Raw genomic sequence first — 15,573 nt, 5'->3', positions numbered from 1 at the left:
CGCCCTCGGTCGCGCCGAGAACGGATGCCGCCCCGCCGCTAATCCCGCCGCCAACAGATGCCGCCAAACCCCCCGCCAGCCGAGCAACCCCGTCGGTGACCATCACCGCGAGCGACCCCAGCCGATACTCCCCGTCGCCAAACCCGGTCGCGGCCATGGCATCCGTGACCAGCGCGATGCGCCCGCCAGCTCCGGCGAAAGCGAGACGCACGACCTCGGGATGCACGTGCACCCCGTCATTGATGACCTCGAGCGTGACGCCGCCCGACCGCATCGCCGCCACGACCGGCCCCGGCGCGCGGTGATGGATGCCGTGCATCGCGTTGAACGCGTGCGTGAGTACCGAGGCTCCAGCGTCGAAGGCTGCGCAGGCCTCGGAGTAGTCGGCGGCGCTGTGTCCGACCGCGACGACCACGCCGGCGTCGACGAAGCGAGTGATCGCGGGGGCGGCGCCGGGCAGCTCCGGGGCGAGCGTGATCTGACGCAGGTGCCCGCGGGAGGCGAGCAGCAGCCGCGCGGTTGCGGCGGCATCCGCTACCCGCAGCAGCGTGCGATCGTGCGCGCCGCGAAACCCGTCGTCGAGAAACGGGCCCTCGAGGTGCGCGCCAAGAATGAGCGGGTCGCGCTCAGCGACGGCGGCGATCACGCCCAGCCGGGTTTCGAGGTCGGCCAAGCTCGCGGTCACGAGCGAGAGCACCGACCGGGTCGTGCCGTGCGCTCGGTGCACGGCGAGGGCCGTGCCGATTGCTTGCAAGCCGTCATCGAAGGCGGCCCCGCCAGCTCCGTGGCAGTGAATGTCGATGAATCCCGGCGTCAACCAGCGCCCCCGCGCGTCAACGATCTCGGCAGCGGATGCCGCGGCGTCCGCCGCCGAGACCAGGCCGGTTGCCGAGGCCGCACCCCGACCAGCCTCTGCGGCGGGCCTGGCGAGGGAGTGCCAGCCCTCGCCCGTGCCGACGGCCGCCACCGTATCCCCGGCAAACGCGACCCACGCATCGGGCGTCACGCTGCCACCAGACACCAACCGGGCCGAGTGGATGATGCTGCTCACGTTCACGCGACAATCACCTCAAGCCCGGCCTCGCCAAACGCCGCCAGCTGCTCCGCCGAAATGCCGGCGTCGGTGATCAGCGCGCTGAACTGGTCGAGGGCGCCGAGCGTGGCGAAGGCCACGCGTCCGATCTTGCTCGAATCCGCCACGAGCACCGCCCGGGCTGCCTGCCCGGCCATGAGGGTGTTGACGGCGGCTTCGCGCTCGTCGTTCACCGTGGCGCCAACGAACGGATCGATACCGTTCACCCCGACGAACGCCAGGTCGAGCCGCACCTGGGCGAGCACCGATTCGGCGTAGGCTCCGACGAGCTCGTAGGAGCGCGCATGCACGACTCCGCCGGTGACAACGGTTTTGATCTGCGGCCGCATCGCGAGTTGCGCGGCAATATTAATCGCGTTCGTGACGACCGTGAGGTTGGCGTGCGGGCTCGCCTGCGCAATGTCCGCGCGGGAGCTGAGCACTCCGGCAATCGCCGTGCTGGTCGTGCCGCCGCACAGCCCCACCACGTCGCCGCGGGTCACCAGCGCGCTCGCCGCCCGAGCAATCTGCAACTTTTCGGGCGCGTGCCGCTCCTGTTTGTACCGCGCCGGCAGGTCATAGGCAACAGATTGCCCGATTGCGCCGCCGCGCGTGCGGGTGAGCAGCTGCTGCTCGGCGAGGGTATCGAGGTCACGGCGCGCGGTTGCCGCCGACACCCCGAGCTTCGTGATGATGTCGTCGACCTCGACCTGCCCCGAATCATTGAGCAGATCAAGCACGGCGGCGAGCCGTTCGGCGCGGTTCATGGTCGCTCGCTTTCGTGGGAAGTCAGCAGAAGGGTGGTCCAAAACTGATTGATACTGATCGAAAATGAGACTTCTCAATCACTGTAGTCGTTGACAACACCGCGCCACCCGCCTCAAACGTGCACTCCTCTATATGGGTGTCCTGTGTTGTCGCGCGATGGCAGTGCCGAGCCGCGGCATCCGCTCGCCGAAAAAGCAGGAACCGTAACGGTCATGTAAACAACTCGTGTCACCAATTCGGGTGGTTTGCCTCGGTAGCTGAGATTACGTCATACTCACAGGATGTGCCCGGTCGACGGGTGAAAACACGCACGAGGTCCGAAACCTGAGTCGGAGGCTACATGTCCGTTCAATCCACCCGAGAACCGCGCGCGCCAGCCTCGCGCTACGCCACCGGCGGCACGTCCGCCACGCGCACGTTCCGCGGCGATATTGAGGGTCTGCGCGCCCTAGCCGTGATCGTCGTTATTTTCGATCACCTGCTGGGCTGGCCATCCGGTGGGTTCATCGGGGTCGACATCTTCTTCGTCATCTCCGGCTTTCTCATCACGAGTCTGCTACTGAAGGAACACGCACGCACCGGGCGCATCTCCCTCGTGGACTTCTACCGCCGTCGCATCCGTCGCATTCTGCCGGTGTCGCTGCTCGTGCTCGTCGTGACCGTCGTGGTTGGGTTTTTGCTGCTGCCCGCCAATCGCGCCATGAACACGCTGTGGGACGGCATCTACTCGGCCCTGTTCGTGGCCAATTGGCGCTTCGCCTTCGTGGGCACCGACTACCTGCAGGCCACCAACGCCGTCTCGCCGTTGCAGCACTATTGGTCGCTCGCGGTGGAGGAACAGTTCTACTTCGTCTGGCCGTTTCTGCTCATCATCATCTTCGCGCTCGCCGGGCGCCGCGTGAATATCAGCGCCCGGGCCCTCATCGCCACGGTCGCCGTCACCACGGGCGTCATCACCGTGGCCTTTCTAGCTTGGAGCTTCGTCGAAACCTCCACCAGCAGCGCCATCGCCTACTTTTCGACCGGAGCCCGCGCCTGGGAACTCGGCATCGGCGCCCTCCTTGCCGCCGCAGCACCCGGCATCGCCCGGCTGCCCGCGCGCGTGCGCCCCGTGCTGGCCTGGCTCGGTCTCGGCCTGATCGTAGCGAGCCTCGTGTTGATCAGCCGTGACTCGCCGTTTCCAGCGCCCTGGGCTCTGCTGCCCGTGGCCGGCAGCGCCCTGGTCATCGCCGCCGGAATCGGTTCGCCGGAACAGCGCCTAGTGTTTCCGCTGACCAATCCGGTCAGCCGGTACCTGGGCAAGATTTCCTACTCCCTCTATCTCTGGCATTTTCCGGTGGTCATTCTGCTCGCCGTCATCTTCGCCACCGATTCGCCGATCTACCTGCCGCTCGCCCTGGTGTTGATGCTGGCGCTGTCGGTATTCTCCTTTCACTTCGTGGAGGACCCGATTCGGCACTCGCTATGGCTGGAAACCTCCCATACCCGCCAACGAGAACGGATGCGCCGCCCGGTTCGCACGCGCGACTCACGCAACGCCGTGGCCTGGGTTGGTGCCCTCGTCGTCATCACCCCGGTTCTGGTTTCCGTGTCGTTCGTGGCAACCAAGTCCCGCCCGACGTCCGACGCCGCCGGTGCCGCGCCGATCGGCGCGGGGGCCACCGACACCCCTCCGACATCTCCGGCCGAGGCTCCGACCCTGCTATCGACGCGGCAGTCCGCGATTACTGCGGCCCTCCGGGCCGCGGCCTGGCCAGAGACCACTCCGGCCTTCGATGCGCTCGGCGACAACTCCGGTGCCCCGGAATGGGTCGACGACAACTGCCTCTCGGTCAGTGAGAAGAACGCGGCCGGCTGCATCTATGGTGACCCGGCCGCGCCTAAAACCGCGGTGCTCCTGGGCGATTCCATGGCGATCAGCTACATGCCGGCCATTCGAGCGGCTCTCGAACCGCTCGGATTCAACGTGCGCTCGCTGACCATGTTCTCCTGCCCAGCGATCAATATCTCAGTGGCCGCCAAGAGCGCCTCTGACGCATCCGCTGCCAAGTGCGATGACCATCACGCCTGGGTGTACGACGAGGTCGCCACAATCTCGCCGGACCTCGTGATCATGTCGAGCCTGGCCGGGTCGATCGTGCGCCTGGCCAGTGGCAATGAAGGCGCTGCGGCCCTTGCCGAATGGCAAACCGCCACCAACACCACGATCACAGCGCTGCAGGGAATGACCGACCAGGTGGCGGTGCTTGCGCCCCCGCCAGCCAGCACGTCGTTTGCCGAGTGTAAGACCCTCACCAGCTCACCCGCTGATTGCAGCTATAGCCCGTCGAGCCTGTACCAGAAGGTTATTGCGGCGGAGCAGACCGCGGTCACTGCGGTCGGCGAATTCGCCCGGTACGTCAACGTCGTGCCCTGGCTCTGCGTGGATGGCGCCTGCCCGGCCTTCATCGACAACACCCCGGTGTTCTTCGACGGCCAGCACTTCGTGCGCGAGGCGAGCAGTCAGCTCGGCCCGCTGCTCGCCGAGGCCCTATTCCCGGCCGCCTCGTAGGGGGCGCCGGCGGCATCCGCTTGCCGTGATCGCTTAGCGCTCGCGCGGGCGAAAATCTCGGGGCCAGTCCGACGCGCGGATGCGTGTGATGTGCTTGACCTCGCCGACCGTTCCCCACTCGTCCAGGCCGAGCCGGGACAGCGGTCGCAACTTCTCGACCAGAGGATGCTGCCCGTCTAGCACCGCAGACGACACAGCGACGTGCGTGACCTCACCGAAAACGAGCGTGCAGTCGCCCATCACGAGCGTGGAGTGCAGGCGGCATTCGATCGCAGCGGGGGACTCGGCCACCCGGCGGGAGTCCACGGTCAGGCTCGGCTCCCTGGTGAGCCCGGCGCGGTCGAACTCACTCTCGTCAGGCCCGAAGTCTGTGCCGGTGGCGTTGATCTCGTGAAAGAGCGATTCCGGCGCGAAGTTCACCACGAAATCCCCGGTCTCTTCAATATTGCGCACCGTGTCCTTGATCCCGACCGAGGTGAACTGCACGATCGGCGGGTCAACGGATGCCACGGTGAAGAACGAATGCGGCGCCAGGTTGTCGACTCCCGCCGCCGACCGGCTCGACACCCAGGCGANCGCCAGGTTGTCGACTCCCGCCGCCGACCGGCTCGACACCCAGGCGATGGGGCGCGGCACCACGAGCGAGGTCAGCAATTTGTAGAAGTCGCGGCGGGGCAGGTCTCGGGGATGAAAGTCGGTGCGCATCAGCTCAGGCTACTCGGGCAGCAGCTCACAGGGCCCAGGCTCGGGTCCGCGCTAGAGTACACGAATGCCTACTCTTCCCCGCCTGGTGGCCTTCGACCTCGACGATACGCTCGCGCCGTCCAAGTCCGCGCTCGATCCGACCATGATCGACCTGCTGGTCAAACTGCTCGAGGTCACCGAGGTCTGTGTCATCTCCGGCGGCCAGTTCGGTCAGTTTCAGGCGCAGATCATCGACAACCTGCCCGAGATCAGGGAGCCGGCGCTGGCCCGTTTGCACCTCATGCCCACCTGTGGCACCCAGTACTACCGCAGCGACGCTCAGGGTTGGACTCAGGTCTACGCCGAGAACCTCAGTGACGACCAGAAGGTGCGCGCTCTGCACGCCGTCGAGCAGACCGCTCGTGGCCTGGGCTATTGGGAGAGTGACACCTGGGGCCCGATTCTTGAAGACCGCGGCTCGCAGATCACGTTTTCCGCGCTCGGACAGGCTGCTCCGGTCTCGGCCAAAATCGCCTGGGACCCGTCTGGTACGAAGAAAAATGCCCTTCGTGAGGCCGTTCAGGCCGTGCTGCCCGACCTCGAGGTGAGAAGCGGAGGGTCGACATCCGTTGATATCACCCGGCAGGGAATCGACAAGGCCTACGGCATGAAGCGCCTCGCCACCCTGACCGGCATCGGACTCGACGACATGTTGTTCGTCGGCGACCGCCTCGATGAACACGGCAATGACTACCCGGTCAAGGCGCTCGGTGTCGAGTGCATCGCCGTGACCGGCTGGCCAGAGACCGCGGCCCTGCTCGAAGACCTGATTCCCCGCTACGTCACCGTCTGACCGCCTGACGGCCGGCTGAGACGGGCCGGCGACCCTCGCGCGATACCATCATGAGCTTTTCTCGTGTACATTTCGCTTGTGACAGAGATCAGACCCCCTGAAAACCGTGAGTGGATCAACTTTGCCAAGGGCGCGGCGATTATTCTGGTCGTGGTGTACCACTCGTCGTTGTTCCTCAACGACGTGGATCTGGCCGGCAGTACCACGCGCCTCCGCGTCGTGCTCAGCTATTTTCCGATGCCGATGTTCTTTTTCATCGCCGGGCTCACCTCCCGGCGCATGCTCACCTGGAGCTTCAGAGACCTGTGGCGTCGCCGCCTGCTGATCCTGGTCTACCTGTACCTGCTCTGGTCGCTCCTCCAGGTGCTCTTTTACTTGGTCGTGCCCTACTTGCGCCTCACCGACACGACCCCGACCGATCTGCTCACCATCGCCCTATTGCCGGTCTGGCCGACGAGCAGTAACTGGTTCATCTGGGCCCTGGCCATCTTTACCCTGCTCGCCTGGCTCCTGCGCGAGGTCCCGGTGAGAGTTCAAATCGGCGTCGCCGGCCTGCTGGCTGTGCTGGCCACGACTCCGAATATGCTCGACTTCGACAACGTCGGCTGGGACCGCGTCGCCGCTAACTTCTTCTTCTTTGTCGTCGCGGTCTACTTTCCCCACACCGCCTATCGGCTGGCCGCCCGGGTGCGCGTGTGGCATGCCGCAGCGCTCGTCGTTGCCTATTTCGGCCTCGCGGTGCTGCTCGTGCCGCTGCACCTGTCCCGAGTGCCCGGCCTGGTTCTGATCGAAAGTGTGGTCGCTGTCGCGATGGGAGTTGCCCTCGCCACCCTGCTGGTGCGCGTGAAGTGGCTCAATTTCATGAATGTGCTCGGCCAATTCAGCTTGCAGATCTACCTGGTGCACCTGTTTCTGGTCGCGAGCGCCCTCGCGCTGGTCGCGCCCATCGCCGAATTACCCTGGCTCGAAAGCGCCGCCAACGTGCTGCCGTTTGCGCTCGCCGCCATCGTGCTCGTGCTCTCGGTATACCTGTCGAAATTTCTGCACCGGTTTCCGTTTCTCTGGGTCAGCCCGTTCCGCAAGCGGCAGACCCCGATAGTCTCGCGGCGCGTTCGCCTCCAGGGAGACCCGCTGTGAAACGCGCGCAACGGCGTGCCGCGACGGCGCTCACGCTGGCTCTCGGTCTGCTCCTGCTCAGCGGATGCTCCGCCACGTCGACCGGGCCGGCCCAGGCCGCTGCGCCCGGCCCAGTCGAGGTGGAGCGCGACCTGCAATACGGAACGGCCAAGCGGCAGGACCTCATGTTGAACGCCTGCCTGCCCGACGGCCAGAAGCGGCGCACCCCGGCCGTGATTCTCATTCATGGCGGCGGATTCGACAGCGGCACCAAGGATTTCGGCGGCATGACCGCCCTGTGCGAGGAACTCGCCAGCAACGGCGTTGCCGCCTTCGCCGTTGACTACCGGCTCGCCCCGAAGTTTGTCTTTCCGGCGCAGGTGAACGACGTGACCGATGCGCTCGAGTGGTTGCGGGGCCCCCAGCAGATCAAGAAATTCAATATCGATCCCAAACGCATCGCACTCTTGGGCAGCTCGGCCGGGGCGATCATCGCGGCCACGATCGGCACCAACGGCTCCGGCAGCCTCACCGAGGGCGACAGGGTTGCCGCGGTCGTTGCCCTGTCGCCGGCGGTTGATTTAACCGAGACCGGCCTGCAGCTGGGCCAGCCATCCGCGCTGGCCGTTACTCCGATTCTGCAATATCTCGGCTGCGACTTCGTCACCGACTGCCCGAATTCGCGGGACGCGTCGCCGGTGTATTCGGTCGATGCGAGCGATCCGCCGTTTTACATCGCCATCTCGAAAAAAGAACTCGTTCCGGTGGAGCAGGGGCAGGCGATGGCGCTCGCCCTCACCGCGGTCGACGTTCCCGTCACGCTCGACGTGAAAAGCGGTAAACGACACGGTTTGGAGATGCTCGACGAGGCTACTCGGGCGAGCATTCGTCAGTTTCTCGTTGACCATCTCGTGAACGCCTCGCCACGGACTGGTTAAATCCCCCATCGGGGAGGTCCAAAAGTGAGGATTTTTATGCCAATATGGGTCCCTGTCGTCGTGCACCCGAAGCACGACGAGTAGGTCGAGTGGAAAGAAGCGCACATGGAACTGAAACGACTGGTAAAAATACTGCGAAAGCGCTGGATTCTCATCGTGGCTTTCGTGCTCTTGGGCGTGGCCGGTGGCTCGGCTGCCGCGCTGTTGACCCCCGTGCAGTACCAATCGTCCACCCGCGTGTTCGTGGCCGCTCAGATTCAGACCGGCTCCTCTCCCGGTGACCTGGTGCAGGGCAACAACTTCGTGGTGCAGAAGCTGCCCTACTACCTCGACGTCGCCACGAGCCCCCGCGTGCTCAACCCGGTGATCACGAGCCTGAACCTCAGCGACAACGCCACCGACCTGGCCCAGCGCGTCACTGCCACCACAGAGCCCGGTTCGGCCGTCATTGAAATCTCCGCTCTCGCCGGGGCAGCGGATGCCGCCCAGCAGCTCGCCCAGGCCGTGTCGGAGAGCTTCACCGACGTCGTCATCAACCAGCTGGAGACGCCCACCGACGGCGGTGACAGCCCCGTCACCGTCGGTGTGCTCGACCCCGCGGTTGTTCCCGACAACCCAGCGCTGCCCCAGCTCTACCTCAACCTCGCCGTCGGCCTGCTGATCGGCCTGCTGGTCGGTCTGGTCACCGCGCTGATTCTCGGGCTGGTCGACCGTCGTGTCTGCAACCGTGATGACATCGAACGGCTCACCGAGGTTCCCGTGCTCGGCGGCATCCCGCTCGAATCCAGGGCCAACCCGATCATCACGCCCGACGGTCCGGCCACCGCGCGGGCCGAAGCGTTCCGCGTGCTGCGCACCAACCTCCAGTTCGCCGACGCCGACACCAGCCGCCGCAGCCTGGTCGTGACGTCCTCCGTTTCGGGTGAGGGCAAGACCACCACGCTGGTCAACCTCGCGATCGTGCTCGCCGAAAGCGGTGCGACCGTCGCCGTCATCGACGCCGATTTGCGGACTCCGCGCCTGGCTGACTTTCTCGGGCTCGACGCTGACCGTGGCCTGACCGACGTGCTGAACGGCGACATCCTGCTGAAGGATTCGCTGCAATCGTGGGGCACGCTGCATCCGCTCACCGTGCTGTCCTCCGGCAAGATCCCCACCAACCCGAGTGAACTGCTCGGTTCGACGGCGATGGGCACCGTGCTTGACGTGCTCAGCAGCAGTTACGACTATGTGCTCATTGATGCGCCGTCTGTGCTGGCCGTGACGGATGCCGCTGTGCTCAGCCGGTGGACCGGCGGAACCATTCTCGTCGTCGGCGCCACCCGGGTGCGCGAAGCCGAATTGCTGGCAGCATTCGACGCCCTCGAAGCCGTCGGAACGACGCCGCTCGGCATTGTTCTGGCCATGGTTCCCACCCGTGGCCCCGACGCGCTCGTGCGTGACGGCGGCTTCACCATGGCGTCTCGCCCGGCGCTTCGCCCGAGTCGCGCCACCACAGCGGTCGCAAGCGATCGGGGCACGCCAGCGCCCGATGCCGATACCGATGCCGCCTCGACCGATAGCTCAGTCCCAACCAGAGTCACCTGGTAGTTCCGTTGCACCGCTTGGCAGTTGCACCGCTTGCAGTCAGATCGCCCGAATAACGCTCGTTCGATGGCGCACGTTTGAAACCGTCCCACCCAGGCTTTATCCGAAGGGACCCTCTGTGTCCGTGCACTCGTCATACCCGATCGATCCGCTGCCCCCTACGCAGCGGAAGCTTCTGCTCGTTGCCTCCACCGGCGGCCATCTTGCCCAGCTCGTGCGCCTCGCCCCCGGTCTGGGTGCATCGCAAAGTTCGCTCTGGATCACCTTTGATTCGATGCAGAGCCGATCTCTGCTGGTGGGTCGGCGCCGCATCCACGTGCCATACGTGCGCCCCAGGGACTACGTCGGCATGATGCGCGCGGCTATAATCGTGCGGCGCGTGCTCAAGCATGAGACCTTCGACGGTGCCGTGAGTACCGGAGCCGGCCTCGCCGTCGCCGCGCTTCCGCAGGCAGCGATCAGAGGAGTGCCGAGTCTCTACATTGAGAGCGTCTCCCGCGTCGAGGGCCCGTCCCTCAGCGGGCGGATGCTGGCCGCCAGCCGTCTGGTCAGCGTGCGCACCCAGCATCCAGCGTGGGCAAACGAGCGTTGGAAAACCTACCCGAGCGTGCTCTCCACCTATCAGTCGCTCCGCCGAGACGCACCCAAACGCCCCAGCTTGTTCGTCACCCTCGGCACCATCGAGGGATACCGCTTCGATAGCCTCGTCGATGCCGTGCTGGCGAGCGGCCTGGCCGACGAGCGCACCGTCTGGCAGCTGGGATTCACCACCGGGCGCGCCGATCTCCCCGGGGATGTGTACCAGATGATGCCGACCGCCCGCTTTGTCACGGCAGCCCTCACCGCCGACGTCGTGATCACTCACGCCGGCGTCGGCACGTTCATGGGCCTGCTCGAGCTTGGCATCTTCCCGGTGATCGTGACCCGCCGTAAGCACCGCGGCGAACACGTCGACGATCACCAGATGCAGATCGCCGAACTTGCCGAATCCCTCGGAGTCGCTCGGGCCGTTGACGCGCCCGACCTGACGGCCGACGTCATCCGCTTTGCTGCCAGTCGAGCCATCGACACCGGTGTGCGCATTCGAATTCCCGCCGAGTGATGACCGCGACGGTGCCACACGAGCGGATGCTGCGCGAAATTTTCGTGCCGGCCCGCGGCCAATACGACAATATCGGCGACATCCTGCTGCGCCGGCAACTGCTCGACTGGTTGCGACCCAGCGGACCGCTGCACGTCTACGTGGGGGTTGCCCCCGACGGGTATACCACTGGGCTTGGCCTGCAACCCAGCGACGTGCAGTATCGGTCGTTTCGACACTGGTACGTGGCGGCGCTCTGCAGTGCAGCCAGGGGACGCGCGTCGTACGTCTTCAAGCCGGGGGAGATTCAGCTCACCCTGATCGGCATGAAGGAGCACCTCGCCATGCTTCCGGTGCTCGCCGTCGTGCGGGCCCGCCACGGCCGGGTCGTGCGCGTCGGGGTCGGCAGTCGCAATTTTGCGCGGGTGCCGCGCGCCCTGATGGGCCCGTCAATCGCGCTGTCCAATCTGTCGCTTTGGCGCGATGCGGAAACCGCCGGTTATCTTCGGCGGGGCAGCGTTATGCCCGATCTGGCCTTTGCGAGTGTGCAGGCACCACGCTCTGACAGTGTGCGCGACGTGCTCGTGGTATCGATGCGCTCCGACCTGGACTATCCGAGCCCCGCGTGGTTTGCCGGTGTTCGGGCCGTCGCGGCGGCCAACAATCTGACAATTTGGTGCGTCACCCAGGTGTTGCGCGACGACGACAAGTGCGCTCAGCTCGCGGTAGACCTGGGCGGGCAGGCCCTGCGTTGGAACGGCACCGGCCATGACGAACAGGAGCAACGATTGCGTGATCTCTACCGACGGGCGGCGCTCGCCGTGAGCGACCGACTGCACGTGCTGGTTGGCGCGCTCACCGAGGGCGCTGTTCCGGCCGCGCTGCTGGCCAGCAGCGGGTCGGACAAGATAGCCCGGCACTTCGCTGCCGCCGGACTGTACGACGTGAGCATTGACAGCACCGGCGTGAGTGCCGCCGAAATCGCGGCCCGGCTGCAGAATCTGCTCGGCCGCCGCGAGCCCATTCTGGCCGGACTCGCCGCCGCTCAGGGAGAGCTGCAGACCGCGCGCCGCCTACTCGACCAGGTACTGAGCATCGAGAGCCCGCGGTGAGCTTCAGCGAAACGGCCGACACGGAGCCGATCGACACGGAGCCGATCGACACGGTGCCGATCAGCACCAAGCCCCTCAGCACCGAGCCGAGCGACATCGTGCCCGTGCCCGTGCCCGTGCCCAGCGCATCGTGGAGGATCGACCCGCTCGATCTTGAGCAGATCGACACCGCGCCGGTCGCAGCTCAGCGGCACGTTTCCCGGCGCACGGCCGAGCGTTTCACCGCCGTGCACGTCGGCCGCAGCGGCGAGGTCGCCGGCGGAATGAGCCAGGTGGTCAACGGTTACCTCGCGCATTCCTTCGCCGACTTTGACCTGAGCATGTTCGCCTCGCGGGACGGCAGCGGCGGGGCGCGCGCGTTGCGGGTGGCGGCATCCGCTTTCTGGAAGCTGGTGCGACTAGAGAACCCGGAGCGCACCGTGGTCGTTGCGCATCTCTCCCAGGGCGGATCGTTTGTGCGTGAGGGGCTGCTGCTCGCTCTCGCGCACGCTCGCGGGTTTGCCACCGTTGCCCAGTTGCACGGCAGCTCATTTGCCGATTTCGCCCAGAAGCGCCCCGGCCTGGTCGGACGCGTTTTGCGCACGGCCGACGTGGTGCTCACCCTGTCGGCAGCGTCGCGCGCGGCCGCGACCGGATTCGTTCCGGGGGAGCGGGTCGTGCTCGTTCCGAACGCCGTTGCCGAGGGAGTCGTGCGTGAACTGGAACAGCTCGTCGTGTTTGGCGGTGCCGTCAGCACCCGCAAGGGCGTCGACGTGCTAGTGGCAGCGTGGGAGCGGCTGGCGCCGCGGCATCCGCTCTGGAAACTCGTTATTGCCGGACCGATTGTGGATCAGCCGATCAGTATGGAGCTGGACCGCTGTGAATTCGTCGGCGCGCTCGATCACGCGGCGCTGATGGAGCTGCTTGACCGATCGATGATCGCGGTGCTGCCGTCTCGCGATGAGGCGATGCCGATGTTCATTCTCGAAGCCATGGCCCGCGGCAACTGCGTCGTGGCCACGAGCGTTGGCGGGGTTGCGGCCGTACTCGGTGACGGGGTCGGCGTGCTCGTGGAGCCGGGTGACGTCGACGGGCTGGAGCAGGCGTTGAGCCGGGCGATAACGGATGCCGCCTGGCGCGCAGAGAAGGCGGATCTGGCCAGAAGCGTCTTCGAGGCCACCTATTCGGCGACCGCCGTCTTTCCGCGGATCGAGCGCAGCTGGAGTGCTGCGCTCGACCGACGAACAGAGCGTCTTGCTAAGAAATACAGGCCTGGTTCGAGAACCCGGACCCTGCCAGGGTGACCGTGTTCGAGCAGTAGACCTTGGTGCCGCTGGCACCCTTGGTGCCCTGCTCGTGAATAAAGAAGCCGAAGCCGGACGCATTGACCGGCACGGTGTTGCCGAAGAACACGTTGCGCAGACCCCAACCGGCGACGCTTCCGTTGACCGCGAAGCCGTGCAGGGTGCTGTTCTTGCCCTGGTTGTTGTAAATGCTCCAGTCGTTGCCCTTGACCTTGACCCATTCCTCGGCGCGCGGCATGGCTGCCGTGCCATCGATGATGTTGTCGCGGATGATGCCGTTCGAGGTACCTTCCTTGACCTCGATCGGCTGGGCGCCGGTCAGGCCGATGGTGTTGGCCATGAGCAGCGTGCGGTCCGTGCGGTCGGGCAGGCAGTCGGTCTGAGCGCACCAGTTGGCGTCGCTGGTTCCGATGTAGATGCCCTCACCATAGAACGGGTCGCGCTTGCCGGTGTTCGTGATCGTGTTGCCGACGACGGTGCTGTCGGTGGTGAAGGCCCGCAGGTGAATGCCCTCATAGCCGATGTTGTCAACGAGCGTGTCGGCGATCGTGACGTTCTTGCTGCGGATCACGCTGATGCCCTTGAGGCTGTTGGTCACTGTCATTCCGGCGATCACGAGGTGCGAGGAGTTGGAGACCTGAATGCCGTGGTTGTTCAGGATGCTGCCGACGTTGATCACGGCGCTACGCGGTCCACAGACCCAGATCGGGCTTGTGGCCGTCCCGTTGACCGTCATGTTGATCTGCTCGTTGTAGGTTCCGGGGGCCAGCTTGATGACGGTTCCGGGCTGGGCCTGGGCGACGGCGGCCATGAGCTCTCGGGCGGTCGTCACGTTGACGGTCGCTGCGGGGCAATTAGCGTAGCGGTTAGCGCTGATCGGCGCGGGGGTCGGCGCGGTGCTCGGTACGGCCGCGACGATGAACGCGTCGACGATGCTGCTGGTTCCGGTGGAACGGGCATCCTTCTGGCCGGTGCGGGTGACCGTGATGGTGTGGGTGCCAGCGGAGAGGCTCGTCGTGCTGAACGCCTTCTGCTTGTACGCGGTGGTGGCGGAATAGCCGTTGACCGTGGCGACGACCGTGCCGTCAATGGCTATCTGGCTCATACCAGAGGTGCTGGTCAGTCGGGTGATGAACGCGACGCTCGTGCCCTGGAAGGTGAACGAGGCGTTGCCGGCGGTCGTGGTGAACTGCACGCCGCCGCCGGAGTCGTTGGCCGAGCCAGAGGTGCGCCAGGTTCCGGAGTACTTGACCGAGGCGGAGTCGCCTTCGAAGGTGGTCGTGCCGGCCGGGGCCTGCACGGGCGCTGTGGTGGCGAGCGGGGCCGGGCTGGGCGCGGGCGCCGGAGCAGGGGTTGGCGTGGTCGTTGTGGCTGCGGTGACGAAGGCGTCGACGATGCTGCTGGTTCCGGTGGAACGGGCATCCTTCTGGCCAGTGCGGCTGACCGTGATGGTGTGCGTTCCGCTTGACAGGCTCGAGGTGTTGAACAGGCTCTGCTGGTACTTGGGCGTGGCCGAGTAGCCGTTAACCGTGGCGACGACCTTGCCGTCGATCGAGATGTTGCTGGTGCCGGAGCTGCTGGTCATGCGCGTGACGTAGGCCACGGATGTGCCGGTGAAGGTGAGTGAGGCGCTCGATGCGGTCGAGGAGTACTTGATCGACCCTCCATTGTCGGAGGGGGAGCCGGTGCTGAGCCAGGTTCCAACGTACGTGACCTGCGTCGAGGAGCTGTCGACCACGATGCTGCCTGCCGGTGCCGTTACGGCCGATGCCGAGGCAACGGGAATCGTTGCGGTGAGCGGGACCAGCGCGGCAATCGCGACGGCGGCTAAGGCGCCGCGTCGGGAGAAGCGGGGGAACAACATAGTGGACCTTCCGGACGTTCATGGACAGGGGTGTTACGTCCGCGAACCCGACGGGTTCCGACGACATGATTGTGGTGATTCCGGCCGGTTCTGCCGCCGAGTTCACTTCGTCAATTAGCGCCTGAGCTGCTGCGCGTTACCCGTGTGTAAATGGGTTTGTGGGTGTTCTCTGAGCGGATGCCGGTGGCTCCTCACGCGCGAGTATCAGGTTCCGCATCCGCTCGCCAAATCGACGAAGCTGAGGGCGTCTCGACGATTTCGCGCTGACCAGTGCAAATGCTCATTGTGGGTGATGACCCCGTGCGGCAACACGGCCGAGCGGATGCCGACGGTGCCGGCCGCCGGGAGCAATTTGTCATTCCTGTGAAAGTGCCGAGAGTAATTTCCGAAGCCTTGAGTTTCCGTCACGGCGGCCGCGCCTGTGGCCGTGGCCGCGCCTGTGGTACCTGTGGTGTCTGTGGTGTCTGTGGTGTCTGTGGTGTCTGTGGTGTCTGTGGTGTCTGCCGCGCCTGCGGCACCTGAGGCACCTGCGGCACCTGTGGCGCGCGGTCGCCACCGGCCGCGAGGCCGCAGTTACTGCTGGCCGCGTGTTCCGCTTCCCGCGGCGAGAAGCGGATGCCGCGAGAACAGCATCCGTTCGGGTGCAGCGTTCCACTACGGCAGG

At 65.8% G+C, this 15,573-nt stretch carries 12 protein-coding genes; 8 read left to right on the top strand and 4 right to left on the bottom strand.

Features of this window, described 5'->3' with window-relative positions; genetic code table 11:
• A partial coding sequence (locus CXY75_RS09290; RefSeq protein WP_104082544.1) for an N-acetylglucosamine-6-phosphate deacetylase occupies window positions 1-1,057 on the bottom strand: 1,057 nt, incomplete at its 3' end.
• Window positions 1,054-1,839 (bottom strand): DeoR/GlpR family DNA-binding transcription regulator, encoded by a 786-nt coding sequence (locus CXY75_RS09285; protein WP_104082543.1) that lies wholly within the window; start codon window positions 1,837-1,839, stop codon window positions 1,054-1,056. The genes CXY75_RS09290 and CXY75_RS09285, both read right to left, overlap by 4 nt.
• A gap of 341 nt (window positions 1,840-2,180) precedes the next feature.
• On the opposite strand from CXY75_RS09285, the gene CXY75_RS09280 reads away from it, so the two are divergent.
• Window positions 2,181-4,391 carry an acyltransferase family protein gene (locus CXY75_RS09280; protein ID WP_104082542.1) on the top strand — a complete coding sequence of 737 codons (2,211 nt, stop codon included), beginning with the start codon at window positions 2,181-2,183 and terminating at the stop codon, window positions 4,389-4,391.
• Between the two features lie 33 nt (window positions 4,392-4,424).
• Here the strand turns inward: CXY75_RS09280 and CXY75_RS09275 are convergent, their stop codons facing one another.
• On the bottom strand, window positions 4,425-5,096 hold the full coding sequence (locus CXY75_RS09275) for a flavin reductase family protein (protein WP_104082541.1): 672 nt from the start codon (window positions 5,094-5,096) through the stop codon (window positions 4,425-4,427).
• Window positions 5,097-5,160: 64 nt separating this feature from the next.
• On the opposite strand from CXY75_RS09275, the gene CXY75_RS09270 reads away from it, so the two are divergent.
• The 7 genes from CXY75_RS09270 (at window position 5,161) to CXY75_RS09240 (ending at window position 13,045) form a co-directional block, all read left to right on the top strand.
• Window positions 5,161-5,928 carry an HAD-IIB family hydrolase gene (locus CXY75_RS09270; RefSeq protein ID WP_104082540.1) on the top strand — a complete coding sequence of 256 codons (768 nt, stop codon included), beginning with the start codon at window positions 5,161-5,163 and terminating at the stop codon, window positions 5,926-5,928.
• Window positions 5,929-6,006: 78 nt separating this feature from the next.
• Window positions 6,007-7,065 (top strand): acyltransferase family protein, encoded by a 1,059-nt coding sequence (locus tag CXY75_RS09265; RefSeq protein WP_158251171.1) that lies wholly within the window; start codon window positions 6,007-6,009, stop codon window positions 7,063-7,065.
• Window positions 7,062-7,982 (top strand): alpha/beta hydrolase, encoded by a 921-nt coding sequence (locus CXY75_RS09260; protein ID WP_104082538.1) that lies wholly within the window; start codon window positions 7,062-7,064, stop codon window positions 7,980-7,982. Before CXY75_RS09265 ends, CXY75_RS09260 begins: the two co-directional genes overlap by 4 nt.
• A gap of 105 nt (window positions 7,983-8,087) precedes the next feature.
• Window positions 8,088-9,572 (top strand): polysaccharide biosynthesis tyrosine autokinase, encoded by a 1,485-nt coding sequence (locus CXY75_RS09255; protein ID WP_104082537.1) that lies wholly within the window; start codon window positions 8,088-8,090, stop codon window positions 9,570-9,572.
• A gap of 115 nt (window positions 9,573-9,687) precedes the next feature.
• Complete coding sequence (locus CXY75_RS09250) at window positions 9,688-10,671, top strand: glycosyltransferase (RefSeq protein WP_199182418.1); 984 nt, start codon at window positions 9,688-9,690, stop codon at window positions 10,669-10,671.
• On the top strand, window positions 10,668-11,762 hold the full coding sequence (locus CXY75_RS09245; RefSeq protein WP_146069428.1) for a polysaccharide pyruvyl transferase family protein: 1,095 nt from the start codon (window positions 10,668-10,670) through the stop codon (window positions 11,760-11,762). Before CXY75_RS09250 ends, CXY75_RS09245 begins: the two co-directional genes overlap by 4 nt.
• On the top strand, window positions 11,759-13,045 hold the full coding sequence (locus CXY75_RS09240) for a glycosyltransferase family 4 protein (protein WP_104082534.1): 1,287 nt from the start codon (window positions 11,759-11,761) through the stop codon (window positions 13,043-13,045). The genes CXY75_RS09245 and CXY75_RS09240 overlap by 4 nt, the downstream gene beginning before the upstream one ends.
• Here the strand turns inward: CXY75_RS09240 and CXY75_RS09235 are convergent.
• Entirely contained in the window at window positions 12,999-14,909 is a 1,911-nt protein-coding gene (locus CXY75_RS09235) for a right-handed parallel beta-helix repeat-containing protein (RefSeq protein ID WP_104082533.1), read from the bottom strand. The two genes, CXY75_RS09240 and CXY75_RS09235, sit on opposite strands and share 47 nt — an antisense overlap.
• Window positions 14,910-15,573: the final 664 nt, after the last annotated feature.

The sequence above is a fragment of the Cryobacterium sp. Y11 genome, from assembly GCF_002929535.1.
GTDB lineage: Bacteria > Actinomycetota > Actinomycetes > Actinomycetales > Microbacteriaceae > Cryobacterium.
This window is presented reverse-complemented; position numbering and strand designations above follow the sequence as displayed.